Genomic DNA, 26027 nt, shown 5'->3' with positions numbered 1-26027 from the left:
ATATGCTGATCCTTGAATGCCCCTATTGCGGCGTGATGGCCGATGAAACGGACCTGCATGGCGGTGGCGAGGCGCATCTGAAGCGCTATGGCCCCGGCTCGTCCGATGAAGATTTTCAGACATATTTGTTCCACCGCGCGAACCCCAAGGGTGTTCACTTTGAACGCTGGCGGCACGTGTCGGGTTGCGGCAAGTGGTTCCACGCGGCGCGTAACACCATGACGCTAGAGGTCTACGGCACCTATTCCGCCCAGACTTATGAGCCGCCCAAGGCGATCATCAATGCGGTTAAAAAGAAACATCCCGAGTGGGAGGGCCCGAACATGGGTGAAGCGAAATGAGCACCCGTCTGGCAAAGGGCGGTCGCCTGATCGACCGCACCAAACCGAAGAATTTCACCTTCAACGGTAAACGCATGAAGGGGTATGAGGGCGACACGCTGGCCGCAGCCCTTCTGGGCGAAGACCAGATGCTGGTTGGCCGGTCGTTCAAATACCACCGCCCGCGCGGCATTGTCGCGTCTGGCGCGGAAGAACCCAATGCGCTGGTCAACATGGGGCAGGGCGGGCGTTTTGAACCCAACCAACGCGTCACCACGACCGAGCTGTTTGACGGCCTCGCCTGCACTTCGCAAAACCACTGGCCGAGCCTTGAATTCGACGTGGGCGTGGTGAACAACTACGCTGCGCGTTTCCTGCCGGCGGGGTTCTATTACAAAACCTTCATGGCGCCCGCGCCCGCGTGGAAACACGTGTTCGAACCGATCATCCGTAAATCCGCCGGTCTGGGCAAAGTCCCGACCGAGGCTGACGTGGATCGTTACGAGCATTTCTATCACCACACTGATGTGCTGGTGATCGGTGGCGGTGTCGCCGGTCTGGCCGCCGCTCTGGCCGCGGGTCGGTCGGGCGCGAAAGTGCTGGTGATGGAGCAGACGCACCATTGGGGCGGTCGTGCCCCGGTTGATGGTGGCGAGATTGACGGGCAGTCGCCCGATGACTGGACCGCCGCGACCCTGGCCGAGCTTGAAAGTATGGACAACGTCACCCTGCGCACCCGCATGATGGGATCGGGCGTTTATGACCACGGCTATGCGCTTGGCTATGAACGTGTGGCCGATCACACGCCGGGCGACGACCGCCCGCGCCATCGCCTGTGGCGCATCCGTGCGCAGCAAATCGTCACCGCGACGGGGTCGATCGAACGCCCGTTGTCCTTTGCAGGCAACGACATTCCGGGTGTCATGCTGGCGGCTGCCGTGCGTGACTACGCCGTGAACTGGGGCGTGTCGGTGGGCGACCGCACCGTGGTTGTGACCAACAATGACGATGCATACCGCACTGCACTTGTGTTGAAAGAGGCCGGGCTTGAGGTTCCGGTTATTCTGGACGCACGCGACCAAGCCACCGGTCCGCTGGCAGAGGCTGCCCGCGCCGCTGGCATTCGAGTCGAAGTCGGCAAGGCCATCGCCAAGGTGAACGGCGGCAAACGCGTGACGGGCGTTTCGATCTGCTCGCAGGCAGGCGAAGGCTCGGCGGTCGAAGATATCGCTTGCGACGCGGTCGCCATGTCGGGCGGCTGGTCCCCCGTCGTGCACCTGTGGTCGCATTGCGGCGGCAAACTGATCTGGGACGACGAACAGAGCCATTTCCGCCCCGACCCTGACCGCGCGCCCACAGGCCATGATGGCCAATCCTTTGTGGTCACCGCGGGTGCCGCTTCGGGCGCGATGAGTTTGGCGGATGTGCTGTCGGACGCTTATGCGGCGGGCCAGCAAGCTGCGAAAGCGGCAGGCGGCAAGGCCGTGCGCAAGGCTGGCCCCAAGGCAGACCCCGAGGCGACACAGCCAATGGCTCCTGTCTGGATCATGCCGCAGGGTGCTGGTCATCAGAAACGCATGAAAATGTGGCTGGATTATCAGAACGACGTGAAGGTGTCGGACGTGCAGCTTGCTGCCCGTGAGGGATATGAAAGCGTTGAGCACACCAAGCGTTATACCACATTGGGCATGGCGACGGACCAAGGGAAGCTATCCAATATCAATGGCTTGGCGATCCTTTCTGATGCATTGGGTCAACCCATTCCGGCGACCGGCACCACCACTTTCCGCCCGCCCTACACGCCGATCAGCTTCGGTGCGATTGCAGGCGAAGCGCGTCACGAGATCTTCCAGCCGCTCCGCCGCACGCCGATGCACGGGTGGCACGAAGACGCTGGCGCTTACATGGAACCTGTCGGCCATTGGCGGCGCCCCTATTGCTATGCCAAACCGGGTGAAACCAACGAACAAGCCGTGCATCGCGAAGTTCTGAACACCCGCGAAAAGCTCGGGCTTCTGGATGCCTCAACCCTCGGCAAGCTGATCGTCAAAGGTCCGGACGCGGGCAAGTTTCTGGACATGATGTATACCAACATGATGTCGAACCTTGCCGTGGGCAAATGCCGCTATGGTCTGATGTGCTCGGAAAACGGGTTCCTGTCGGACGATGGTGTTGTCGCCCGGATCGACGAAGACACGTGGCTCTGCCACACGACCTCGGGCGGGGCTGATCGCATCTATGCGTGGATGGAGGAATGGCTGCAAACCGAATGGTGGGACTGGAAAGTCTACGTCGCAAACATCACCGAGCAACTGGCGCAGGTCGCCGTGGTCGGCCCCAACGCGCGCAAGCTGTTGGAAAAGCTGGGCGGGATGGATGTGTCCAAGGAAACACTTCCCTTCATGCAGTGGAAAGACGGCAAGATCGGCGCGTTCGATGCGCGCGTCTATCGCATCTCGTTCTCGGGCGAGCTGTCTTATGAAATTGCCGTGCCCGCTAGCCAAGGCCGCGCCTTCTGGGATGCGCTTCTTGAGGCCGGAGAGGAATTCGGCGTCATGCCGTATGGCACCGAATGTTTGCACATCATGCGGGCCGAGAAGGGCTTTATCATGATTGGGGACGAAACCGACGGCACCGTGATCCCGCAGGATCTGGGGCTGAACTGGGCGATTTCCAAGAAGAAAGAGGACTTTCTTGGCAAGCGCGCTCAGCTTCGTAGCCATATGACAGACCCGGATCGCTGGAAGCTGGTGGGGCTGGAAACGCTCGACGGATCGGTTCTGCCGGACGGCGCTTATGCGGTCGAAGGCGGCGAAAACCAGTATGGTCACAGGAACATGATCGGGCGCGTCACCTCGACCTATTATTCGCCGACGCTGAAGAAAGGCATCGCGATGGGTTTGGTAAAACACGGACCTGATCGGATGGGCGATGTGCTGAGCTTCCCGACCGTGGACGGTTCAAACACCGAGATGAAGGCGCGGATTGTTGATCCGGTCTTCTATGACAAGGACGGGGAGAAGCAGAATGTCTAATGCTGTATCCGCACTGCAAGGCGCGTCGTTTGATGGCTATTGCAAGGTCGAAGAGGCCGGATTGGTCGGCATGATCACCCTGCGCGGCGATCTGTCGTCGGAAGGTGTCACCAAGGCGGTCAAGACCGCCACGGGCGCCGAGATGCCGGGGCAGGGCCAGATTACCGAAGGCGCGAAGGGTCGCGCAGGCTGGATGTCGCCGGATGAGCTTTTGCTTGTCGTGGACCATTCCAAGGCAGCGGACCTTGTCGCGGCAGCGACCAAGACGCTGGCGAAGGAGCATGCTCTGGTCGTCAACGTGTCTGATGCGCGTGCGGTCTATCGCTTGACCGGTGACGCGGTGCGCGAAGTGCTGGCCAAGCTCAGCCCCGCAGACACAGCCGTCATGGTGCCCGGTCAGTTGCGTCGCACAAGGGTCGCCCAGATCCCGGCCGCGTTTTATCTGACCGATGACCAGACAGCAGAGCTGATCTGCTTCAGGTCAGTGGCGCAATATGCGTTCGACCTGCTGAAGGACGCGGTTCAACCGGGTTCAGAAGTCGGCATCGTTTGATGTCGTGAGATATCGCATCCCCGAAATCGGGTGTTGCAACCATAAGTTGAGGGTCGCTATGATTAACGCATGCGCGTTTGTCTGGCGGCCCTTTTTCTGTTCTGTCTAATCGCGCCAGCGCGCGCTGATATTTACAATTGCGATATCACGCCGAAAGGCACCGGCGACTGGCTGCCCACCCGGCTTTTGGTTGACCATACGCCACATGCTCAAACCGCCGATGTCTGGGATCCGTTGATCAAGTATTTCGTCGGAAAACCCATGACCGCACGGGTTGTCACCGAAAACCCCAAACGCGTCACTATCGCGTGGGAGATCACGCGCCTGACAAACACTCAAGGGCAAGGGCGGCAGTATACACCGGCGCTGGCGTTCCGGGCGACGATCCTGAAGCCGTCCTTGAAGGTCGTGATCCGATCAAAACCGCGTGGCTATCCGAATGGGTATCTGGGTCAGGGCGCTTGCCGGATAAGATGAGTTAGTTTGCCGCAGCAACAACCTAGAGGGGTTGCGAGCCAGCGAAAGCCGTGGCATCCGTTCGGTTCGGAAAAAATCTTACAAGGTATTTGAAAATGAAGAAGTTTTGTGCTGCGGCGTGTATTGCCGCATTGTCCGTCATTGCAGTTCCAGCGGCAGCTAAGACATATGAATGCAAGTTAAAAATGAGCAGGTCGGGTGGAAACTGGATGGGTCCGACCATGTATGTTGACTATGATGAAAAAAACGGAGCGGCCACAGTTATTGACGGTGTGCTCAACAATTTTTTTGGCAAACCCCAAACTGTGAGCCGCATCACCGACAACGAAAAAAGAGTGACATTTGCCTATACCGTCAGCCTACCCGGCGGCACGACGCGAAGCGCTTTGCCTGTGACGTCAAAGCATGTCTACCGATTGACTGTCCTGAAACGGAGCCTCAAGGCCAAGGTCTTCATGAAGCCTGTTGGATTTGACAACACTTTTCGCGACAGCGGAACCTGTGTTGTAAAATAGCAGGCCGATGCAATGCGGAAGGCTGGGTGCAAGTGCGATATTTGGATGGGCATCACATGTGCCCCTTGACCTTGCCCCGTCCGCTACCCCATCTAGGACGTAACGGAAACACGCATGAACAGGAGGCCCAAAATGGCTTTTGAACTTCCCGATCTTCCTTACGCTCACGATGCACTTGCTGATCTTGGCATGTCGGCGGAAACGATGGAGTACCACCACGACCTTCACCACAAGGCCTATGTCGACAACGGCAACAAGCTGATCGCTGGGACCGAGTGGGAAAACAAGTCGCTTGAGGACATCATCACCGGCACCTATGACAAGTCGGCAGTCGCTCAGAACGGCATTTTCAATAACATCAGCCAGCTTTGGAACCACAACCAATTCTGGGAAATGATGGGTCCGGGCAAATCGTCCATGCCGGGTGAGCTTGAAAAAGCGATCAATGACAGCTTTGGCTCGGTTGACGAGTTCAAATCGCGGTTTGCGGCTGCCGGTGCGGGTCAATTCGGGTCGGGCTGGGCTTGGCTGGTGAAAGACACGGATGGCGGGCTGAAGGTCACCAAGACCGAAAACGGCGTGAACCCGGTGTGCTTCGGCCAGACCGCGCTTCTTGGTTGCGATGTGTGGGAACATTCCTACTACATCGACTTCCGCAACAAGCGCCCTGCCTATCTGGACAACTTCCTGAACAACCTCGTGAACTGGGAAAACGTGGCCTCGCGCCTGTAAGCCTTTCACATACGCAGGACTTGCGCCCATCCGGAAACGGGTGGGCGCTTTCTATTTGTGCAGCTTTGATTAGACCAACGGCTCAAATTTACAGGTGAAGTGGCGCATAAGGTCAGGCTCCCACGTAATGCGATACCCGGTCAGGCTGTCGCGCATCTGCGCAAGTTCGCCAAAGGCCTCAATGATGTAATCCGCGTGGCTTTGGGTATAGGTGCGGCGGGGAAAGGCCAGCCTGACAAGGTCCATCGCGGCGGGCTGTTCAGAGCCGTCGGGCTGGCGACCAAACATCACGGTGCCGATTTCGCAACTGCGCACACCGGCGATTTCATAAAGCGCCACCGCCAGCGCTTGCCCGGGGTATTCGGTGGGCGGGATGTGAGTTAGCCAGCTGCGCGCATCGACAAACACCGCGTGCCCGCCTGCCGGTTTTACCACCGGAACGCCCAACGCATCCAATTGCTCGATGATATACTCATTGGTGCGGATGCGGTAGCGCAGGTAGTCTTCGTCCACGATCTCGCTCAACCCCTGTGCCAGCGCGTCCAGATCGCGCCCGGCCAACCCGCCATAGGTGGGAAAGCCCTCGGTGCGGATCAGGTGGGCGCGGGCGATATCAGCCAATGCGTCGTCATTCAGCGCCAGCCAGCCGCCGATATTGCCGAACGCATCCTTCTTGGCGGACATGGTCATGCCATCCGCCGGGGCGAAGCAGTCGCGCACGATCTCGGTGATGGTTCTATCCTGTTGACCCGGTTCGCGGCACTTGATGAACCATGCGTTTTCGGCAAATCGGCAACCGTCTATGAAAAAGAGTTTGCCGTGCGCGCGGGCGGTGTGGGCGACGGCTTGGATATTTTCAAGGCTGACGGGTTGGCCGCCGCCGGCGTTGTTGGTGATGGTCAGCATCACGCAGGGCACCGCGTCGCCATGTTCGCTTAGACAAGAATCGAGCTTCTCGATATTCATATTGCCTTTGAACGGATGCTCACAAGCCGGGTCTTTGCCTTCGTCGATCACCAGATCAACCGCCACCGCGCCCGAGGCTTCGATATTGCCGCGGGTGGTGTCGAAATGGGTGTTTGACGGGATCACGCGCCCCTTTCCGCCCATCATCGAGAATAATATGGCCTCGGCGGCGCGCCCTTGATGGGTCGGGATAATATGGCGAAACGGCATGAGGTTCGCGACCGCCTTGCGAAAGCGGTGGAAGCTGGGCGACCCGGCATAGCTTTCATCGCCGCGCATGATGGCCGCCCATTGTTCGGACGACATCGCCCCGGTGCCACTGTCGGTCAGCAGGTCGATCAGCACGTCGACTGCATCAAGGGCGAACAGGTTGTAATTGCAGTCCCGGATCAACGCTTGGCGCTCGGCGCGGGTGGTCATGCGGATCGGTTCGACCGATTTGATGCGGAAGGGTTCTATGATTGTTTTCATGGGTTCAGGGCCTTTTGTTAAAGGACCCATGCACATCGCGGCAACTGTTCAACGCGAAAGGGACCCTAGCGCCACGGTTGTCCACAGATGCGGACCGCGCTCAGCGCCCTTCAAGTTGCCTGTAATTTCTGTCACGAGGGGCTTGCAGTCGTCAAGCCTTGCGATGCCATCTGCGCAGGTATTACAGATCATCGCCGGGGCAAAACGACCAAACGTGTGCTGGCGATCATCAGCGCGTGTTTCGTCACGACAAGGCGTCGCACAGGGCCGCCATCGCCTGATCCACATCCGTCACGACGGTCATGAAACCGCGCAGGCTGTCTTCGGCAAATCCGTGATCAATCACGTGATCCAGCAGGCCGACCAACGGGTCCCAAAAACCGTTTACATTCAAAAGCAGGATCGGTTTGTCATGCAGGCCCAACTGGCGCCAAGTCAGAACCTCGAAGAATTCGTCCAGCGATCCGGCCCCACCGGGCAGAACAACCACAGCGTCCGAATTCATGAACATCACTTTTTTGCGTTCATGCATATTTTCGGTGACGATGAAGGTGGTCAGATCGCGTTTGCCCGCCTCCCTTTTCAAAAGGTGCTTGGGGATCACCCCAAACGTTGCCGCACCTGCGTCTTGCGCCGCAGCGGCCACGGTGCCCATCAGCCCGACATCACCCGCGCCATAAACCAGCCGCCAGCCATTGCCTGAAAGCGCCGTGCCAAGTGCCGCCGCAACCTCGCGAAAGGCCGGGTCTGTCCCAAACCGCGAGCCGCAATATACGCAGACAGATGCCGTGTGTTGTGTCATGTTCGTCCCCAATAGCCCCATGTCCGAATGATCTTTTGACCGGTGTTAGCGGGATTGCTAGTGTTCAACAAGCAGGCGCGACGTAAAGATCGGCCGACAGAGGGCGCATATGACAATCGAAACGGGCAGCACCAACAAGCCCAAAGGGCTGATGATCGCGGCAGGCATTGGTCTTGTCGTGGCGATTGGTGCGGCGTGGTTTTTGTGGTCTCGATACCAAACGCCGGTCACCCAAGTGCCCGCACCAGCATCGTCTGCGCAGACATCGACAGAAGAAGCAGCGCCGCAGATCACCGCCCCAAATGCCAAGCAACAAGAGGATACGCCATCTGCCTCAGAGGCATCTGGCTTTGATGTCGTGCGCGTGGACCCGGATGGCAGCGCTGTTGTGGCGGGTCATGCAAAGCCCGACAGCACGATCCAGCTGACACTTGACGGTCAACCGCTTGAAGATATCACCGTTGATAGCGACGGCAATTTTGTGGCGCTTCTGGATCTACCAATTGAGACACCCGGAGCACTGGGTATCGCTGAGTTGGATGACAGTGGTCGGGTCATCGAAAACAGCGAAAGCCCGCAGACGGTTCTGATCGCGCCGATGGCCGCCAAGCCCGCGCCAGCCGACACCACCGCCGCGACCACGCCCACAACAGAACCCGAAGCTGTGCCAGAGACTTCGGATGAGGATACGACAATCGCCGCCGCCCCGCAGGTCTTGCTGGCAGATGAGCAGGGCATCGCGGTTTTACAAGATGGGGGCGGTCGCCCTGCCGTCGACAACATCGTCATCGACGCAATCACTTATGACGATGTGGGTGATGTCGCCTTGTCGGGCCGAGGGCAAAGTGGTGCTGACCTGCGGGTCTATCTGGACAACACCCCGATTGAGATTGGCGAGGTGTCAGAAAGCGGTCAATGGCGTGTACCATTGTCCACGGTGCCAAGCGGGGTCTACACTTTGCGGGTGGACGAATTGGCCGATGACGGGTCTGTCGCCTCGCGTACGGAAACGCCGTTCAAACGCGAAGAGCCCGCGCAACTGGCAGCGGTTGCAAACACCCAACCGACAAGCCCCAAAGTGCGGGTCGAAGCGGTAACCGTGCAACCTGGATCGACTCTGTGGGCAATTGCGCGTGATCACTTGGGCGAAGGCCCGCTTTACGTGCGTGTCTTTGCCGCCAATCGTGAACAAATCCGCGACCCGGACCTGATTTACCCCGGACAGGTATTTGCGATACCCGACGCGGAGTAGGCACGCGCCCTTAACCGAGTGCTTGCGCGTTCTCGCTGGCGCAGGCGCAAATGTCGGGGTCGCGCGCACAGCAATCATTCAGCAGATAGGCGATCACACCTCCAAGGGCGGCGCGGTTCGCGGCATAGATCACATGGCGCGATGCCTTGCGCGAGGTTAACAGCCCAGCCGTTTCCAACTGCGACAAATGAAAGGACAGACCAGAGGCAGAGACACCAAGGGCGTCAGATATCGCGCCCGCCGCCATCCCCTCATCACCGCGCGCCACAAGCAGGCGCACGATTTCCAACCGGGTGTCATGTGCCATCGCGGACAGGGATTTGAGGACTCGACTCTGCTCCATATTTCAAATATCGGTGAAATATTGAAATAACACAAGCCCCAGCGAACCCGCTGCGCAGTTTCTGCCGCCGGGTCTAGCCAGAATAAGGTTACGAATGGCTCCTTCCCGTATCACAACCACCGATTCCCCCAAGAATGGCTGGCGCACGATCAAGCGTGTTGCGCCCTATCTTTGGCCCGACGAACATCCTTGGGTGAAATACCGTGTGGTCATCGCGCTGGTGATGCTTTTGGCCTCCAAAGTGATCTCGGTCCTGACGCCGTTTCTTTATAAAGGTGCGGTCGACGTCCTGAGCGGCGATGCGACAGGCGAGGCATGGGCGCTGGCGATCGGTGCGATTGGACTGACGCTGGCCTATGGTATGGCGCGGATGATGACCAACGGGTTTCAGCAATTGCGAGACGCCGTTTTTGCTCGTGTTGGCCAACGCGCGCTGCGCTTATTGGCGCTGGAAACGTTCACCCACATTCATCGCCTGTCGATGCGCTATCACATCACGCGCAAGACGGGCGGGCTGTCGCGGATCATCGAACGTGGCGTGAAGGGTGTCGATTTCCTTCTGCGCTTCATGCTGTTTTCCATGGGCCCGCTGGTGCTGGAACTTGTGATGATCTCGGCCATCCTTTTCTTCGTTTTTGACGTTTGGTATTTGGCGGTCGTGGTGGTCACGATTGCCATCTATGTCTGGTTCACCTTCAAAGTGACCGAATGGCGCGTGCGTATCCGCAAGGAAATGAACGACCAAGACACAGATGCCAACCAAAAGGCCATCGACAGCCTGCTGAACTTTGAAACCGTCAAATATTTCGGCGCAGAGACGCGCGAAGCCGAACGTTATGATGTGGCGATGGCGGGGTATGAACGAGCCGCGCTGAAGACCTCGTATTCCTTGGCCTTCCTCAACTTCGGGCAAGCGTTTCTGATCACGCTGGGCCTGATGGGTGTGATGGTTCTTGCCGCAATTGGCGTGCAAGCCGGGGATTTGACGGTCGGCGACTTCGTGATGGTCAACGCCTATATGATCCAGATCACAATGCCGCTCAATTTCCTTGGCACCGTGTATCGCGAAATTCGCCAGTCGCTGGTCGATATGGACGAGATGTTTAACCTGCTTGAACAACCGGCCGACGTGAAAGACGCGCCCGGCGCGCCTGATATCAAAGTCACCGGCGGCGCGTTGAAGTTCGATGATCTGCGCTTTGGCTATGACGCGGAACGACCCATCCTGAAAGGTGTGTCGATTGATGTACCGGCCGGAAAGACCGTCGCAATCGTCGGCCCGTCGGGGTCGGGAAAATCGACCATTGGACGACTTCTGTTTCGCTTCTATGACGTCAACGGTGGCAGCTTGTCTATCGACGGGCAGGACGTGCGCGATGTGACCCAAGACAGTCTGCACGGTGTCATTGGCGTCGTGCCGCAGGACACGGTGCTATTCAATGACAGCGTCTATTACAACATCGCCTACGGACGGCCAGAGGCCAGCCGTGACGAGGTTGTGGCCGCCGCAAAAGCCGCGAAAATCCATGATTTCATCATCAGCCTGCCCGAAGGCTATGACACGCAGGTCGGCGAACGCGGCCTGAAACTGTCAGGTGGTGAAAAGCAGCGCGTCGGCATCGCGCGAACGTTGCTGAAGAACCCGCCGATATTGTTGTTGGACGAGGCGACTTCGGCGCTGGACACCCAAACCGAACGCGACATTCAGGAAAGCTTGCGCGAAATGGGGCAGGGGCGCACGGTCATCACCATCGCGCACCGCCTGTCCACCATCGTTGATGCCGACGAGATTGTGGTGCTTGAAGCGGGCGAGGTGGTCGAACGTGGCAGCCATGACGCACTGTTGGACAAAGGTGGGCGTTACGCCGCGATGTGGGCTCGCCAAGCCAGCGAAGAAGAGGCAACAGACATCGCCGCTGCCTAAGCGCTTTTGTCCGTTCGCTAAAAGAGAAGGGCGCACAGATACTTGTGCGCCCTTCTTATGTTTCGATGTTTGCTTGGTTCACTCGGCAGCTCGAAGCGGTGATTTGCCGGGCCGTTTCGGCGCCTCAGTATCAGGCTCGGCGGTCGCCTTACCCTCGCCTTCGGCATTTCCCTGATCCATGACAGGGGGCTCTTGCGTGTTGCCAGCCGGGCCCAGATCGCTTTCGGTGACCCATAGGAGCTCGTGGATCGGCTGTTTGCGCGCGGCTTTGTCCAGCGCCACATCACGCGCCGTCTGACCCGAGCGCAGTGCCAGCGCGCGCAGCCCGTTGGCCGAACGATAAGCGCCGGCCGATATCCACACCCGCAGGGCAAGCATAGAGGGAGTGAAGATAAGCGTCAGCACCGTCGCGATGCCAAGTCCGAACACCACAGCGGTCGCCAGTTGTTTCCACCAAAGGGCAGTGGGCGCATCAAGCGAATAGCCGCCCTTGAAGAAATCCAGCGACAGGCCGAACATCATCGGTGCAAGACCGGCCATGGTGGTGATGGTGGTCAGCAGAACCGGGCGGATGCGCGCCTCGGCGGTGCGGGTGATGGCTTCGATCTTCGGCATGAAGCGCGCGTAATCCTGATAGGTGTCGATCAGCACGATATTGTTGTTCACCACGATCCCCGCCAAGGCGACGATGCCCGTGCCAGTCATGATGATCGAAAACGGCTGCTGCATCACCATCATTCCAACCAGAACACCGGTGGTGGACAGAACCACAGCCAGCAGCACCAGAACCGAGTTGTAAAAGCTGTTGAATTGCGCCAGCAGGATGATGAACATCAGCCCAAGCGCGCCGATAAAGGCTTGCCCAAGGAACGCCTGGCTTTCGGCCTGATCTTCCTGATCACCGGTCCATTCGTAAGTCACTCCGACAGGCAGGTCGACGCTGTCGATCCACGCGGTCAGGGCGGCGATCCGGTCGCTGGGGGTGACCGGCATTCGGGTCAGATCGGCACCTTCGTCGCTTGCCAGAATTTGGTCCGCCTCATCTGCGCCGACATAGCGTTCGCCGCCTTCGGGGTCGGTCAGCCGGACCAATCCATCCTGCACGCCCGCCTTCACGTCATAATAGCGGCTTTGGTCCACCCGGTCGATCTGCGCCAAGCTGGGCACTGGCTTGCGGGTTACAAAGTTGGACAGCGGCACAAGCCCTGTCGAGGTGCGCAGTTTCAACCCATCAAGCGTGGACAGAACACGATCTTTCTTGGGCAGACGCACGCGGATTTCAATCTCTTCATCCGAGCTGTCCACCCGCATCGTGTCCAGCAGAATGCCGTTGGTCACAAGCTGCACCATGCCGCCCACTGTGGCGACATCGGTGCCGTAACGCCCGGCTTCTTCGACATCGACTTTCAGCTGCCAGTCAATGCCGGGCAGGGGCAGCGTGTCTTCGATGGCGGTCAGGCCGGGGGTTGCGTTGAACTGGGCTATGGCGGCGGAGGCTGCGGTCTCCAAAGCTTCCCAGTTGTCGCCTTTCAAACGCAGATGCACGGGCTTGGCCGAGGCTGGGCCGCGGTTCAGGTTCAGAACCTCGGTGCGAAATCCGGGCAAGGTGGACAGGCGTTGTTCCAGCCGGGCCATGACCGCGTCGCCGTCAAATTCCGGGTCAATCTCGGTCGTGGTAAAAGGGATCAGGCCGAACAGCGGCGCGTCGCGCTCGATTGACGGGCGATCTTCCCACGCCACCAGCTCAATCTGCAACTGGCCGATACTGTCGCGCGGCCCCATCGCGCCGCCGGTATTCTGGTTCAGCCCGCCCGCGCCGGCAAAGGCAAACACGCTTTCGATGCCCTTGGTGGACAGCGCAATGTCTTCTGCCTGCCGGACCATCGCGTCTTTTTCCTGCAGGCTCAGATTGCCGCGTGCGCGCACATAGACGATGGCTTGTTCGGGTTCGCTGTCGGCAAAGAACTCGACACCCAGATTGTTACGGCCATACATCATGAAGGTCGAAACAACGAAGCCGATGACCAGCGCGATAGCCACCAGCGGCATGATCGGGTTGCCCGAGATAAAGTGGATCAGGTGGCCAAACCATGTTCGGCGATAGCCACCTTTCACGGTCTTCGCTTCCCGGTGCCAGCTCAGCGACCCCAGCGTGATCGAGGTCGCCGCTGCGCCAAGCAGGAACATCACCGCGCCCGGCATGATCGCCATGACCCCTTCAAACGGAGGCACGCCGCCGAACAGGTAGCCTGGGTTCAGCAGCTGGAAGCCGGACAAGAACAGAACATAGACCGACGGCAGGACGAGCGTGATCCGCAGCCAAACTGGCAGACCGCGCAGCGCGTCGGAAAGAAAGCCAATGGTGCGGCTGATCCGGCCCGACACGCCGCCGACCACTGGCAGATAGACCAAGGCCACCAGCAACGACGCCGACAGCACATAAATCAGCGTCTTGGGCAGCCAGCCCATAAACTGGCCGGGGATGCCGGGCCAGAACAGCATGGGCAAGAAGGCGCACAGCGTCGTCGCGGTTGAGCTGACGATCGGCCAGAACATCCGCTTAGCCGCCGCCGTATAGGCCGCCATCGGCCCAACGCCTTGGCTGATCTTCTTGTCGGCGTATTCAACGACAACAATCGCGCCGTCGACCAGCATCCCCACCGCAAGGATCAGCCCGAACATGACGATGTTCGAAATTGTGACCCCCAGGGCTCCGAATAGCGCGAAGGTCAGCAGGAACGAGGTTGGGATTGCAAAGCCCACCAGCAGTGCGGGCCGGGTGCCAAGCGCGCCCAAAACCACGATCATCACCAGCGCGATGGCCGTGATGACCGACCCTTCCAACTGGCGCACCATACTGTCCACCACGAAGCTTTGGTCGTTCGAGGTGCCGATTTTCACAGCCTGACGCAGATCGGCGGGCCATTCCTTGCGGGTAACATCCACAAGGCGGCGCACTTGTGCGGCCGTATCAATCAGGTTATAGCCTTTGCGTTTCACAACTTGCAGGGCGACGGTGGTGTCGCCATTGAAACGCGCGGTACCTTCGCGGTCTTCAAAAGTCAGGCGGATCGTCGCCAGATCGCCCAGTGTTACGACGCTGTCGTCGTTGACCTTTACCGGCAGGTCATAAACATCCTGCACCTCGTCAAACGAGGATGGGATTTTTATGGCGGTCGATCCCGTGGGCGTCTTGACGTCGCCCGCCGCGATCAACTGGTTATTGTTCTGTACGACCCGGATCAGTTCGCCCGCTGTGACGTTATAGGCCTCAAGCTTCAGAGGGTCGATTTCAACCTCCAGCATCTCGTCGCGATACCCGGCGAGCGAGGCTTCCAGCACCGCGTCAAGCCCTTCCAGCTTGTCTTGCAAATCACGCGCCAGACGTACCAATGTGCGTTCCGGCACATTGCCGGTCAGGTTCACGATGATGATCGGAAATTCCGAAAAGTTGATTTCGTTCACCGAATAGCTGTCAAACCCGGCGGGAAATTTCCCCTCGGCCGAGTTCATGGCATCGCGGACATCGGCCATCACGTTGGTCTTGTCCCAGCCGAATTCGAACTCCAGCGCGACCCCGGCATAGCCTTCGGCGGCGGTGCCTGACATGGTCTTTAGCCCGTCAATGTCGGCCAGCTCTGTCTCCATCGGGCGCAGCACAAGTTGTTCGGCGTCGACGGCAGAAATGCCGGGGAAGGGGACCGAGACGAAAAGAGCCGGAATTTCGATGTCTGGCTCGCCTTCCTTGGGCAGACTGACATAGGCGATCGCGCCGGCCAGAACCGACAGGATCACGAAAGCGATGACCATCCGGGCCCGATTGGCGGCCCAGTCGACGATACCTATCATAAGCCGGGCTCCTGATAAGTGACGTCAACCGCCACGCCATCGGTGACATAGTGGTGGCCGACGATGATCACCTCGGCGGGGTCTGAAAGTCCGGTGACCCACACGCCCTCGACGCTGTCGCGCACCATTGTCACGGGGGCGAATCCTGCCACGCTGTCGCCTGTTACAATCCGGACACCAAGTCGCCCGTCATCATCCAGCGTCAACGCACTTTGGGGCACCAAATGTGCCGGCAGACCGTTTCCGGTGATCACCACCTCGGCGGTTTGGCCCGCGCGTACGACGGGGGCACCATCGTCTTGCGTGACCTCAACCTCAACGCGGAAGGTTCGGGTCACCGGATCGGCGGTGTCTGCCACAAACGTCACGTTGCCCGACAATTCGCCACCCGAGGCAAGGCGCACATCGGCGCGCAACCCGGCCCTTAACTGGTTGACCTGAAGTTCTGAGACGCTGCCAACAACCCGCACCGGGTCATACTGCACCACAGTTGCGCAAGCCGCGCCGGGTTGCAAAAGCGTTCCAACGTCCGCGCTGTCGGTTTCCAGGGTGCCGGGAAAGGGCGCGCGGATGTCCAGCCGCTCAATCTCGCGCTTTGCGGCGGCCACACCTGCTTCTGCGGATTGGATCGCTGCGGCAGAACTGGAGGCACCGGACTGCGCCGCGATATAGCCCGCCCGTGCGGCTTCCACCGATGCTTTGGTGTTGGCGACCCGCGTGTCCGAGGCGAAACCGCCAGCGGACAGCTTGGTGGCGGCGGTCAGGTTAAATGTCGCCTCGTCCAGCCGGGCTTGTGCTTCGATCACGCGGGCTTCGGCTTCGGGCGCGCGGGCTTTTGCCTCAGCCAACCGCGCGATTGCTTCGTCCAAGCTCGCTTCGCGTGTGCCAGCATCCAGACGGCACAAAATGTCGCCTTCTTCGACATGGCTGCCCTTGGATATCTTCATAGAAACAACCTGACCTGTGGTCTCGGCGCGCAACTCGACCCGACGGTTGGCCTCGGTTCGGCCGCGCAGAAGGACGGGCATCTCGATCTCGCGGGCCGCGCTGCGCAGGGCCACAACTGACACGCCTTCGTTTGGCGCGGCATCTGATGTGTCGTCCGCGGCGGTGCTTGCCTCATCCGCTTGCGTCACTGGCGCCCCGGCCGCTGTTTCAAGTGTGTCGCGCTGAAACACCAGCATGAACATGCCTGCCACCACAAGGATCGCTGTGATTATTGGGAAGAGGCGCATAAGATTTCCTGCCGATGTTAATTATTATGACGAAAGATAAGCCGAGTCCTACCCGGGGACAAGTGCGGCTTCCCTGACCCGCTCAACCGGAAGGGCAGTATTGCCCGCCGCCAAACGCGCCAAAAAGATCACCCAATTAAGCCGAAGGGTCAGGCAATATGCACCCCCTTGGCATCCGCGCGTCATTGGGGCAAAAGGAGGGGAGATTTTGACCCGGAGGCACCGCCGTGAGCGAGACCGATACTTTCATTGATGAAGTCAGCGAAGAGGTTCGTCGCGACAAGCTGTACGCCGCCATGCGTAAATACGGCTGGATCGCCGTTTTGCTGGTCGTCTTGCTGGTGGGTGGTGCGGCCTATAACGAATGGCGCAAAGCCAGCGACCGGTCCGCCGCGCAGGCGCTTGGCGACGCCATTTTAGCCGCCGAGGAACAAGCGGATGCGACCGAGCGTGCAACGGCCCTAGCAGCAATTGATGCCAGCGGGGATGCGGCGGTGGTGGTCGCAATGTTGGCAGCGGCAGAGGGCACAAATGGTGTGGACGCCTTGCGCGCTTTGGCCGACGATACCAGCATTGATCCACTGTATCGCGATTTGGCTCAGTTGAAACTTGTGTCAAAAGACGGATCGGGTCTTGACCCTGCCGCGCGGCGCGCGCGCCTAGAGCCATTGGCCGCGCCCGGCGCACCGTTTCGCGTGCTGGCGGAAGAACAATTGGCGCTGGTCGAAGTTGACGAGGGCCAACAAGACGCGGCCATCACCCGCCTGAAAGCGCTTTTGGTGGATGACGAGGCGTCTGGGGCCTTGCGTCGGCGCGCGTCTCAGTTGATTGTGGCGCTGGGTGGATCGTTAGAGACATCCTGACCATCCACACCGGACAATGATCCGGGTTGAAAAGACATTTTTTGGTATCCCGGGGGGCATATCGTGAAGTTGAAACAAAGCGCCGGAATTTTGGTCTCGTTGAGCCTTTTGGCGGCATGTTCCCAACAGGAATACATTTTACCGGGCGATCGTGAAGATCTGCGCAGCCTGAACCCGCAAACGTTAGGGGCCGCCGAGTTGTCTGAAGCGGCCGCATCTGTCGAAGGCGCAGGCCGTCAGGATGGCGCGCGCCCGATTTCACTGCCTGCAACCGTCAATCATGCAAGCTGGACTCATTTGGGCGGCAGCCTGACCCATCGCGTTCAGCATCCCGCCTTGTCGCCCGCGCCGCAGCTGCGCTTTGCTGCGTCAATCGGGCAAGGCAATGGCCGCAAACACCGCATCACCGCAGAACCGGTGGTCGCAGCCGGTCGGGTATTTACCTTGGATAGCCGCGCACAGGTGGTGGCAACCTCAACCTCCGGGGCAACCCTGTGGTCGCGTGACCTCACTCCGCCATCTGACCGATCAGACGACGCGTCGGGCGGCGGTTTGGCTTATGCGGACGGCACAGTCTATGTAACATCGGGCTTCGGTATGGTCAGCGCACTTGATGCAGCGTCCGGCAAAGTCAAATGGCAACAGAAAATGGATGCGTCGGGGTCTGGCGCGCCCGCTGTTTCGGGTGGGCTTGTCTATGTGGTCAGCCGCGACAACAGCGCGTGGGCAATTGAAACCGGCACCGGCCGCGTGAAATGGCGCCTGTCTGGCACCCCCAGCCAAGAAGGCGTCGTGGGCGTATCCTCGCCTGCCGTCACCGATCGTCTGGTGCTGTTGCCCTTCGCCTCGGGCGAGGTGGTGGCGGCTTTGAAAAAAGGTGGTGCGCGTACGTGGTCAAGCCTGATCGCGGGTGAACGTGCGGGCCGTGCCTATTCCATCGTGACCGACATCACCGGTGAGCCGGTTGTGAAGGACGGCATCATTTACACCGGCAACCCGGTGGGTCGCACGGTTGCCATCAACATGTCAGGCGAACGCCTGTGGACCGCAAAAGAAGGCGCGGTCAGCCCCGTTTGGGTAACGGGCGGGTCGGTGTTCCTTGTGTCGGACGAAGCACAGCTTGTGCGGCTGGACGCCAAGACTGGCGAACGAATTTGGGGCGTGCCGCTGCCATACTATACAAAGGCGAAAACCCGTAAACGCAAGTCGATCTATGCCAATCTTGGCCCGGTTCTGGCGGGTGGAAGACTGTGGGTTGCGTCGTCAGATGGGGTGATGCGCGGCTTCAATCCGGTGAACGGCGCGCTGGTTGGTCAAGTGGCCATTCCCGGTGGCGCGGCAACCCGCCCGGTGGTTGTGAACGGCACCGCCTACATCGTGTCTCGCGATGGCAAACTTCTGGCTTTGCGCTGACCGGTAAACCGTGTATGCGGGGCGCTTGACGTGACCCGGAGAGCGATATGAGCTTCACCCTTGCCATTGTAGGGCGCCCGAATGTGGGCAAATCCACCCTATTCAACCGGTTGGTTGGAAGACGCCTTGCGCTGGTCGATGACCAGCCGGGCGTGACCCGCGACCTGCGCGAAGGCGAGGCGCGGCTGGGTGATTTGCGTTTTACCGTTATCGACAGCGCGGGGCTTGAAGAGGCCACCGACGAAAGCCTTCAGGGCCGGATGCGTCGCCTGACCGAACGTGCCGTTGAAATGGCCGATGCCTGCCTGTTTCTGGTGGACGCCCGCGTCGGCATCCTGCCGTCGGATGAAGTTTTTGCCGACATCCTGCGCCGCAAGAACGCGCATGTGATCCTTGCCGCGAACAAATCCGAAGGCAAAGCGGGTGAGGCGGGGTATCTGGAGGCCTTCTCGCTTGGCCTGGGCGAACCGATCCGTCTGTCGGGTGAACACGGCGAAGGCATGGGCGAGCTGATGGATGTGCTGCGTCCGATCTCGGAAGAATTTGAAGAACGCGCCGCCGCGACCGCTCCGGAAACGGATGTGGATTATGACGAGGATGCGGATGACGGCCCCCGCGTGCCAACCAACGACAGACCCTTGCAAGTGGCCGTGATTGGCCGCCCGAACGCAGGTAAGTCCACCCTGATTAACAAGCTGCTTGGCGAAGAGCGGTTGCTGACTGGACCGGAGGCTGGCATAACCCGCGACGCGATTTCAGTTCGGTTTGACTGGGATGGTGTGCCGACGCGAATTTTCGACACTGCCGGAATGCGCAAACGCGCCAAAGTGCAGGAAAAGCTAGAGAAACTATCCGTCTCGGACGGTGTGCGGGCTGTGAAGTTCGCCGAGGTTGTGGTGGTTTTGCTGGATGCCGAAATCCCGTTTGAACAGCAGGATTTGCGCATCGCTGACTTGGCCGAACGCGAAGGCCGTGCCGTGGTCGTCGCGGTAAACAAATGGGACGCAGAGCCTGAGAAGCAGGCCAAGCTGAAAGAATTGAAGGAGGCGTTTGACCGCCTGTTGCCGCAACTGCGTGGCGCGCCGCTTGTCACCATCTCGGCCAAGACGGGTAAGGGGTTGGACCGCCTGCAAGCCGCGGTGATGCGCGCCCATGACGTCTGGAATCGCCGGGTTAAAACCGCCCAACTGAACGGTTGGCTGGCCGAAATGATCTCAGCTCACCCGCCCCCCGCGCCGGGCGGCCGCCGGATCAAGCTGCGTTATATGACACAGGTAAAAACCCGCCCGCCGGGCTTTGTCGTCATGTGCTCGCATCCTGACAAATTGCCCGAAAGCTACAGCCGCTATTTGGTTAATGCGCTGCGCGAAGATTTCGACATGCCCGGCACACCGATCCGTCTGACGATGCGCGGGCAGGGGGACAAGAACCCCTATAAGAACCGCAAGAAGTCGACACCGTCACGCCTACGCAAACATTTGGGCAAGGGCCGCGCGGACGACTAATGCTTCCGCCCGCCATTGAAAACATGCAACTGACAGGCCCCGTTGATCATCCCGATCAGCGGGGCGTTGCTTTCTAGTGGGGTAAAAATTTGCCAAACCGATCATTTCACTGTCATGATGCCCCCCTAGCCTGTTTCCAACTTGGTCTGATCTGGAGGTCCCCATGTCTCTTACCCTATCCCGTCGCGGCTTTTTAGCCGGCACCGCAGGGTTCATCGCCCTGCATCCTTATTCACTGCAAGCGTCACCCAATCAGGCGCATTTGCGGATCATGGAGACCACTGACCTGCATGTGCATGTGTTCCCCTATGACTATTATTCTGACAAGGAAACCGACACGGTTGGGCTTGCGCGCACCGCAACCCTGATTGGGGATATCCGGGCTGAAGCCACCAATTCGCTGCTGCTGGACAATGGCGATTTTCTGCAAGGCAACCCGATGGGCGACTACATCGCCTATGAGCGGGGCATGAAAGAAGGTGACACCCACCCGGTGATCAACGCGATGAACACATTGGGCTTTGACGCGTCAACGCTGGGTAATCATGAATTCAACTATGGCCTTGATTTTCTGATGAAATCTATCGCGGGTGCTGGCTTCCCGGTGGTTTGTGCAAATGTTGCCAAGAAGCTTGGCGCAACCCCGCCCGAGGATGAAACCCTAGTGCCGCCCTACGTTATTGTTGATCGCGAAATCACCAATGGCGGCGGCACCGTGCAACCCATCCGCATTGGCTTTATTGGCTTTGTCCCGCCCCAGATAATGAACTGGGATCGACAGCATCTGGAAGGCAATGTCATGGCGCGTGACATTGTTGAAGCCGCGCGTGCCTATGTCCCGCAGATGCGTGAAGAGGGCGCGGATCTGATCATTGCGCTGTCGCATTCGGGCATCGGGGCTGCCGAGCATACAGATGGGATGGAGAACGCATCGGTCCCGCTGGCTGCCGTCGAAGGTATCGACGCGGTTCTGACCGGGCATTCGCATCTTGTGTTCCCGTCCTCGACCTATGCCGATTTCGCGGGTGTGGATGTGGAAGCGGGCACGTTGATGGGCATTCCGGCTACAATGGCAGGGTTCTGGGGCTCGCATATGGGCCTGATTGACTTGATGCTGGAGCATGATGGCGGCGCGTGGCGCGTCGTGTCGCACACCTCCGAGGCGCGACCTATTTATGAGCGTGGCGAAGATCGCTCGATCACGCCGTTGGTGGAAAGCAGTGCCGCCGTGCTGGCGTCGGTTCAGAAAGAGCATGATGAGACGCTGGAATATGTGCGCCGGGCGGTGGGGAAAACCGATGCGCCGCTGCATTCCTATTTCGCGCTGGTCGCGGATGATCCGTCGGTGCAGATCGTGTCAAACGCCCAGACCTGGTACATTGAGCAGATGATGAAAGGGACCGAGCATGAAGGGCTTGCGATCCTGTCTGCCGCAGCGCCGTTTAAAGCTGGTGGGCGCGGCGGTCCTGAATATTACACCGATGTCGATGTGGGTGACGTGGCAATCAAGAACGTGGCCGACCTGTATCTCTATCCCAACACTGTGCGCGCGGTGCGGATCAACGGTGCCACTGTGCGCGAATGGCTGGAACGCTCGGCCACCATTTTCAACCAGATCGAGCCGGGGGCACAGGACGCGGTGCTTCTGAACCCCGAAATGCCGTCTTACAATTTCGACGTCATTGATGGTGTCACCTATCAAATCGACCTGAGCCAACCGGCCCGCTACAACAAGGATGGCGAGGTGATTGCGCCCGATGCTCACCGAATCGTCGACTTGCAGTTCGATGGACAACCAATTGATGAAGAACAGGAATTCATCGTCGCAACCAACAACTACCGCGCGGGCGGCGGGGGCAGCTTCCCCGGCGCTGGTGGCGATACGACGATCTTCGAAGGGCCGGATACCAACCGCGACGTGATCGTGCGCTATATCGTCGAGAAAGGCACGATCAGTCCCAAGGCGGATGCAAATTGGACCTTCGCACCGATGGAGAACACGACCGTTCTGTTCGAAACCGGCCCCGCTGCAGCGAAACACGCGGCTACAGTGCCGGGTGTCACTATCGAAGAGGCCGATATGTCAGACACAGGCTTTGCGCTGTTCCGTATCACGCTTTGAAGGTTGCCGCTGCGAAATGAGAAAGGGGCGACCGCTGGCCGCCCCTTTCGTAATAGCCGTGAGTGGCTTTAGTTCAGGTATGGCATTGGGTCGACCGGCTCTGTCCCTTTGAACACAAGGAACTGGATTGCGTTGTATTGGTTCTTTGAGGCGGTCGCGATTTGCTGGCCGCGCTTCACTTTTTGTCCCTTCTTCACCTTGATGCCGGAGATGAAGCTATAGGCGCTTTGGGTGCCGTCGCCGTGATCGATGACGACAATCTCTTCGCCCTCGACGTCCTTGGACACCAGCCGAACCGTTCCGCTGGCCGCCGCGCTGACGGACGCGCCGGGACCGGCGGACACAAGGATATATCCGGCCTTATCGGCGTCAAACAAGCTGGTGACTTTGCCTGCCACTGGCAGCGACATGCGGGCGGTGCTTGCGGGCGTGCGGGTTTCTTCCAGCTTGGGCGACGTCGGGGTGGGTGCTTTGGCTGGTTTGGCCTCATCCTTCGGCAACGGCTTAGCTGACGACGGCGGTATGGGCGCGGTCGAACCTTGCCCCGGTTGGCTGACGCGGGTTGGTTTGACCGGGGCGTCCACCTTGACCGGGATCATCAGAAACTGGCCTTCGCGTACTGTCAGGCTAGAGCCGAGGCCGTTCCAATCAGCCAGCGCCCGGACCGACACGCCATAGGTGCGCGCGATGGAATAGGCGGTTTCGCCTCGTTTCACGCGGTGGCGGGTCGGCTGTTCGCCGGATGTAACGGTCGCGACAGGGGTCGCAGTTGTCGTGCCCGCGCGGTCAATGGCGTCGCCCGCCAAGGCCGTGATGTCGATGTTGTCGGTTGGTTGGATCACACCGGTTGTGGGTTCGGCCACACGGCGCGGCAGGGCCAGAACCTCGCCTTCGCGCAGCCGAGCGTCAACTGACACACCGTTATAGCGGCCCAATTCAGCCGGTGCCATGCCGATGCGGCTGGCGATATTTGCCACCGTATCGCCGCGTTTGGCCAACGCCACCTGATAGCTTGGGTACGAGATCACACCGCGCGCATCCGCCTTGGGTCGGGCCGCGGTGGTTGCGCTTTGCGCCGCTTGGGTTGTCGACAGGCCGCCATCGGCAAAGCGGCGCATATCCATGTCAAAAGTGTTGTCGCAGGCCGTCAGTCCCACCAATACCCCCAACAGGGCGGCAGAGCGCATTTGACGCCGCCGCACGGGGCGGGGCGCACGCAATTCGGTCGTGCTTTGGAGTAGCATTGCTCTCATCCTCAATCCATTGGCCTGTTGTCAGGCTCTGGTTGCGACCCTTTGCGGGCCTTGTCACTGCTGTGCGGGGGTGCCCCCACGGTTCCGGTTCCCCGGTCTAGCTATGTCGCGTCAGTCCTGCCCCAGCCCTTCCAGAAGGGGCACGAAACGCACCGGCAAAAGCTCGTCATACTCAAAGCCTTCGTCGTTGCGCGTCACCTTGATCAGGGTCTGGACGGCATCGGACTGGCCCACCGGCACGATCATGATACCGCCAATGGCAAGCTGCGCCAAGAGGGGACCGGGCGGGTCTTCGGCGGCTGCGGTCACAATGATACGATCAAACGGCGCCTGATCGGGCAATCCACGCGATCCGTCACCGGAAATGGTGGTGATGTTGTGCAGGTCCATCGCCGCAAACAGCTCGCGGGCTTCGCGCACCAGCCTCTGGTGGCGGTCGATGGTATAGACACGACGCGCAAGCCGAGACAGGATCGCGGCCTGATAGCCAGACCCCGTGCCGACCTCCAGCACCTTGTCGCGTGGATTGATCTGCGCGGCTTGGGTCATCAGACCAACCACCGAGGGTTGCGAGATGGTTTGCCCGCATGAAATCGGCAGCGGCATGTCCTCATAGGCGCGTTCGGCAAACAAGCCACGCACGAATGGGCCGCGGTCGATTTCTTCCATCGCGGACAGGACGCGCGCGTTTGTTACGCCTTTCGAGCGAAGGGCGTACAGGAACTGCATCTTGCGTTCCGCATCTATCGCGTCAGCATTGTTCATTCAAACAACGTCCCCAAAGCCGCCAGTTGATCATGAGCCGTCAGATCGGCGCGCATCGGCGTCACAGACACATAGCCATCAAGGTTAAGCGTCACATCCATGCCGGGCGAGGACGGGTTGGCCTGTGGACCCCCCTTGATCCACAAGAATTTACGCCCCGACGGGCTGTTTTGCGCATCGATCCCGAAAAATGCATCGTGTCGCCAGCCTTGCGGTGCGGCTTTTACGCCTTTTACCAGATCAGCTCCGACAGGCGGGAAGTTCACGTTGTAAAATAGCCGATAGTCGGCGCCGTGCTCCCAAGGCGCATCCGCCAGAAGTCGGCGCACGATATCGCCGCCGCATGTTGCCGCCGCTTCAAAAACATTGCCTAACCCTTTGGTGCCGTTGCCCATATATTGCGATAGGGCGATCGCCGGGATGCCTTGCAAGGCGGCCTCCATCGCGGCGCCAAGCGTGCCGGAATACAGCGCGTTTTCGGCCGAGTTGTTGCCCCGGTTCACCCCCGAGATCACAAGGTCGGGCCGGTCCGGCATCACGTCATAGATCGCGGCAATGACGCAATCGGCGGGGCTGCCTTCGGCGGCAAAGCGGCGTGGGGCATGTTCGGCGATCATAAAGGGATGGGTGTAGGAAATGCAGTGGCCGACGCCCGATTGTTCGAACGCGGGTGCGACGGTCCAGATTTCGGCCTTTTCGCCGGCAAGCTCCAGCGCGACTTCTTGGGCGATGGCCTCGGCCACTTTCAACCCCGGCGCGTTGATCCCGTCGTCATTAGTGATGAGAATGCGCATGGTTCTGCCCTTTTACCCGGCTATCCGCCCTTGGATTGGGGCAGTCTTGGTTTCTCAATAAGACAGCTTGGCGCGCGCGGCAAGCACAGCGCGTCTTTTGGCGCAAGGCATGTGGACGCTGTGACCTGCGCTTAGGCCAGACCGGCGTCCGACAGGATGCGCCGTGCCTCGATATCGACAGGGACCAGTTTGCTGCGATCTTCACCGGGGAAGAACCGTGCGCGCATTGATGTGGCAAGCGGTTTGGGCTCTGCAATGACCACGCGCGGGCCGAGTTTGGTGTTTTCAGCCTCCCAACTGCGCACCAAGGCCATCTGCGCAGCTTTCGTCGCGCCGTAGCCTGCGAAGAATTTCTGCCCGGCATGATCATCGGCGAAGAATAAAGCCGTGCTGTCATCGGTCATCAGCGCGTTGACCATGAAAATCAGGTTGCGCGTCGCTTCGACATTGGTGTTCAGCGCTTGCGTCCAGCCTTTGTCATCCAGATCCGGCGTGGGCATCAGGGCCGGGCCGTAGATCGCGGTATGCGCCCAGACATCAACCGGCCCCCAACGATCATGGATCGACCGGCACAGATGCGCCATCGCGTCCTTGTTGGTGATATCCATCGGCGCCAGCGTCGCCACGCCGCCTTGGGCCTTGATCCTGTCGTCCAGCTCTTCCAGCGCGCCGGTGGTGCGGGCAACGGCGACAACATGGTGGGTCTTGGACAGCTCAAGCGCCAATGCCGCGCCAAGTCCGCGCGACGCTCCGGTGACCAATGCGATTTTCTGTGTATCCGTCATGGCGGTGTTTTTTCATCCAACGAGGCCAAGGGCAAGGCAAAAGCTGACCGCTG

Annotated in this window: 21 protein-coding genes; 12 read left to right on the top strand and 9 right to left on the bottom strand. The window is 59.8% G+C overall.

What is annotated here, in order from left to right; genetic code table 11:
• Positions 1-2 precede the first annotated feature (2 nt).
• The 6 genes from MUY35_RS02045 to MUY35_RS02020 all read left to right on the top strand — a co-directional run bounded on the left by MUY35_RS02045 (position 3) and on the right by MUY35_RS02020 (position 5632).
• Entirely contained in the window at positions 3-341 is a 339-nt protein-coding gene (locus MUY35_RS02045) for a sarcosine oxidase subunit delta (RefSeq protein WP_248363532.1), read from the top strand.
• The gene (locus MUY35_RS02040) at positions 338-3355 is read left to right on the top strand and encodes a sarcosine oxidase subunit alpha family protein (protein ID WP_248363530.1); all 3018 of its coding nucleotides are present in this window, start codon (positions 338-340) and stop codon (positions 3353-3355) included. Before MUY35_RS02045 ends, MUY35_RS02040 begins: the two co-directional genes overlap by 4 nt.
• Entirely contained in the window at positions 3348-3908 is a 561-nt protein-coding gene (locus tag MUY35_RS02035; RefSeq protein ID WP_248363528.1) for a sarcosine oxidase subunit gamma family protein, read from the top strand. The genes MUY35_RS02040 and MUY35_RS02035 overlap by 8 nt, the downstream gene beginning before the upstream one ends.
• Positions 3909-3977: 69 nt before the next feature.
• Positions 3978-4385: a hypothetical protein gene (locus MUY35_RS02030; RefSeq protein WP_248363527.1), complete on the top strand. Its 408-nt coding sequence runs from the start codon at positions 3978-3980 to the stop codon at positions 4383-4385.
• Positions 4386-4480: 95 nt separating this feature from the next.
• Positions 4481-4900, top strand: a complete 420-nt coding sequence (locus MUY35_RS02025) for a hypothetical protein (protein ID WP_248363525.1) — start codon at positions 4481-4483, stop codon at positions 4898-4900.
• Between the two features lie 132 nt (positions 4901-5032).
• Positions 5033-5632: a superoxide dismutase gene (locus MUY35_RS02020; protein WP_248363523.1), complete on the top strand. Its 600-nt coding sequence runs from the start codon at positions 5033-5035 to the stop codon at positions 5630-5632.
• A 69-nt stretch (positions 5633-5701) separates the two neighbouring features.
• On the opposite strand, the gene MUY35_RS02015 is transcribed toward MUY35_RS02020, so the two are convergent.
• Together MUY35_RS02015 and MUY35_RS02010 are read right to left on the bottom strand one after the other, a co-directional pair.
• On the bottom strand, positions 5702-7069 hold the full coding sequence (locus MUY35_RS02015) for a tryptophanase (RefSeq protein ID WP_248363521.1): 1368 nt from the start codon (positions 7067-7069) through the stop codon (positions 5702-5704).
• A 244-nt stretch (positions 7070-7313) separates the two neighbouring features.
• Positions 7314-7871: a TIGR00730 family Rossman fold protein gene (locus tag MUY35_RS02010; protein WP_248363519.1), complete on the bottom strand. Its 558-nt coding sequence runs from the start codon at positions 7869-7871 to the stop codon at positions 7314-7316.
• A 109-nt stretch (positions 7872-7980) separates the two neighbouring features.
• Here MUY35_RS02010 and MUY35_RS02005 point away from each other — a divergent pair, with 109 nt between their 5' ends.
• Positions 7981-9123, top strand: coding sequence for a LysM peptidoglycan-binding domain-containing protein (locus tag MUY35_RS02005; protein WP_248363517.1), 1143 nt, complete (start codon positions 7981-7983; stop codon positions 9121-9123).
• Between the two features lie 10 nt (positions 9124-9133).
• On the opposite strand, the gene MUY35_RS02000 is transcribed toward MUY35_RS02005, so the two are convergent.
• A complete protein-coding gene (locus tag MUY35_RS02000) occupies positions 9134-9466 on the bottom strand; it encodes a winged helix-turn-helix domain-containing protein (protein ID WP_248363515.1) in 333 nt (110 codons plus the stop codon).
• A 94-nt stretch (positions 9467-9560) separates the two neighbouring features.
• On the opposite strand from MUY35_RS02000, the gene MUY35_RS01995 reads away from it, so the two are divergent.
• The gene (locus tag MUY35_RS01995; protein ID WP_248363512.1) at positions 9561-11390 is read left to right on the top strand and encodes an ABC transporter ATP-binding protein/permease; all 1830 of its coding nucleotides are present in this window, start codon (positions 9561-9563) and stop codon (positions 11388-11390) included.
• Between the two features lie 78 nt (positions 11391-11468).
• Here MUY35_RS01995 and MUY35_RS01990 read toward each other — a convergent pair whose 3' ends face one another.
• Both MUY35_RS01990 and MUY35_RS01985 read right to left on the bottom strand, forming a co-directional pair.
• Positions 11469-15239 (bottom strand): efflux RND transporter permease subunit, encoded by a 3771-nt coding sequence (locus MUY35_RS01990; protein WP_248363510.1) that lies wholly within the window; start codon positions 15237-15239, stop codon positions 11469-11471.
• On the bottom strand, positions 15236-16474 hold the full coding sequence (locus tag MUY35_RS01985; RefSeq protein ID WP_248363507.1) for an efflux RND transporter periplasmic adaptor subunit: 1239 nt from the start codon (positions 16472-16474) through the stop codon (positions 15236-15238). The genes MUY35_RS01990 and MUY35_RS01985 overlap by 4 nt, the downstream gene beginning before the upstream one ends.
• A gap of 227 nt (positions 16475-16701) precedes the next feature.
• Here MUY35_RS01985 and MUY35_RS01980 point away from each other — a divergent pair, with 227 nt between their 5' ends.
• The 4 genes from MUY35_RS01980 to MUY35_RS01965 all read left to right on the top strand — a co-directional run bounded on the left by MUY35_RS01980 (position 16702) and on the right by MUY35_RS01965 (position 22377).
• The gene (locus tag MUY35_RS01980) at positions 16702-17337 is read left to right on the top strand and encodes a hypothetical protein (RefSeq protein WP_248363506.1); all 636 of its coding nucleotides are present in this window, start codon (positions 16702-16704) and stop codon (positions 17335-17337) included.
• A gap of 69 nt (positions 17338-17406) precedes the next feature.
• Entirely contained in the window at positions 17407-18750 is a 1344-nt protein-coding gene (locus MUY35_RS01975; RefSeq protein ID WP_248363835.1) for a PQQ-like beta-propeller repeat protein, read from the top strand.
• A 47-nt stretch (positions 18751-18797) separates the two neighbouring features.
• Positions 18798-20255 carry a ribosome biogenesis GTPase Der gene (gene der / locus MUY35_RS01970; protein WP_248363503.1) on the top strand — a complete coding sequence of 486 codons (1458 nt, stop codon included), beginning with the start codon at positions 18798-18800 and terminating at the stop codon, positions 20253-20255.
• A 163-nt stretch (positions 20256-20418) separates the two neighbouring features.
• Positions 20419-22377 (top strand): bifunctional 2',3'-cyclic-nucleotide 2'-phosphodiesterase/3'-nucleotidase, encoded by a 1959-nt coding sequence (locus tag MUY35_RS01965; RefSeq protein ID WP_248363495.1) that lies wholly within the window; start codon positions 20419-20421, stop codon positions 22375-22377.
• A 68-nt stretch (positions 22378-22445) separates the two neighbouring features.
• Here the strand turns inward: MUY35_RS01965 and MUY35_RS01960 are convergent, their stop codons facing one another.
• The 4 genes from MUY35_RS01960 to MUY35_RS01945 all read right to left on the bottom strand — a co-directional run bounded on the left by MUY35_RS01960 (position 22446) and on the right by MUY35_RS01945 (position 25974).
• The gene (locus tag MUY35_RS01960) at positions 22446-23621 is read right to left on the bottom strand and encodes a LysM peptidoglycan-binding domain-containing protein (RefSeq protein WP_248363492.1); all 1176 of its coding nucleotides are present in this window, start codon (positions 23619-23621) and stop codon (positions 22446-22448) included.
• Positions 23622-23741: 120 nt separating this feature from the next.
• Positions 23742-24395: a protein-L-isoaspartate(D-aspartate) O-methyltransferase gene (locus MUY35_RS01955; RefSeq protein WP_248363490.1), complete on the bottom strand. Its 654-nt coding sequence runs from the start codon at positions 24393-24395 to the stop codon at positions 23742-23744.
• Entirely contained in the window at positions 24392-25189 is a 798-nt protein-coding gene (surE, locus tag MUY35_RS01950) for a 5'/3'-nucleotidase SurE (protein WP_248363488.1), read from the bottom strand. The genes MUY35_RS01955 and surE overlap by 4 nt, the downstream gene beginning before the upstream one ends.
• Before the next feature lie 131 nt (positions 25190-25320).
• On the bottom strand, positions 25321-25974 hold the full coding sequence (locus tag MUY35_RS01945) for an SDR family oxidoreductase (protein ID WP_248363487.1): 654 nt from the start codon (positions 25972-25974) through the stop codon (positions 25321-25323).
• Between the last annotated feature and the right edge of the window lie 53 nt (positions 25975-26027).

This window comes from Aliiroseovarius sp. S1339 (assembly GCF_023195695.1).
GTDB lineage: Bacteria > Pseudomonadota > Alphaproteobacteria > Rhodobacterales > Rhodobacteraceae > Aliiroseovarius.
This window is presented reverse-complemented; position numbering and strand designations above follow the sequence as displayed.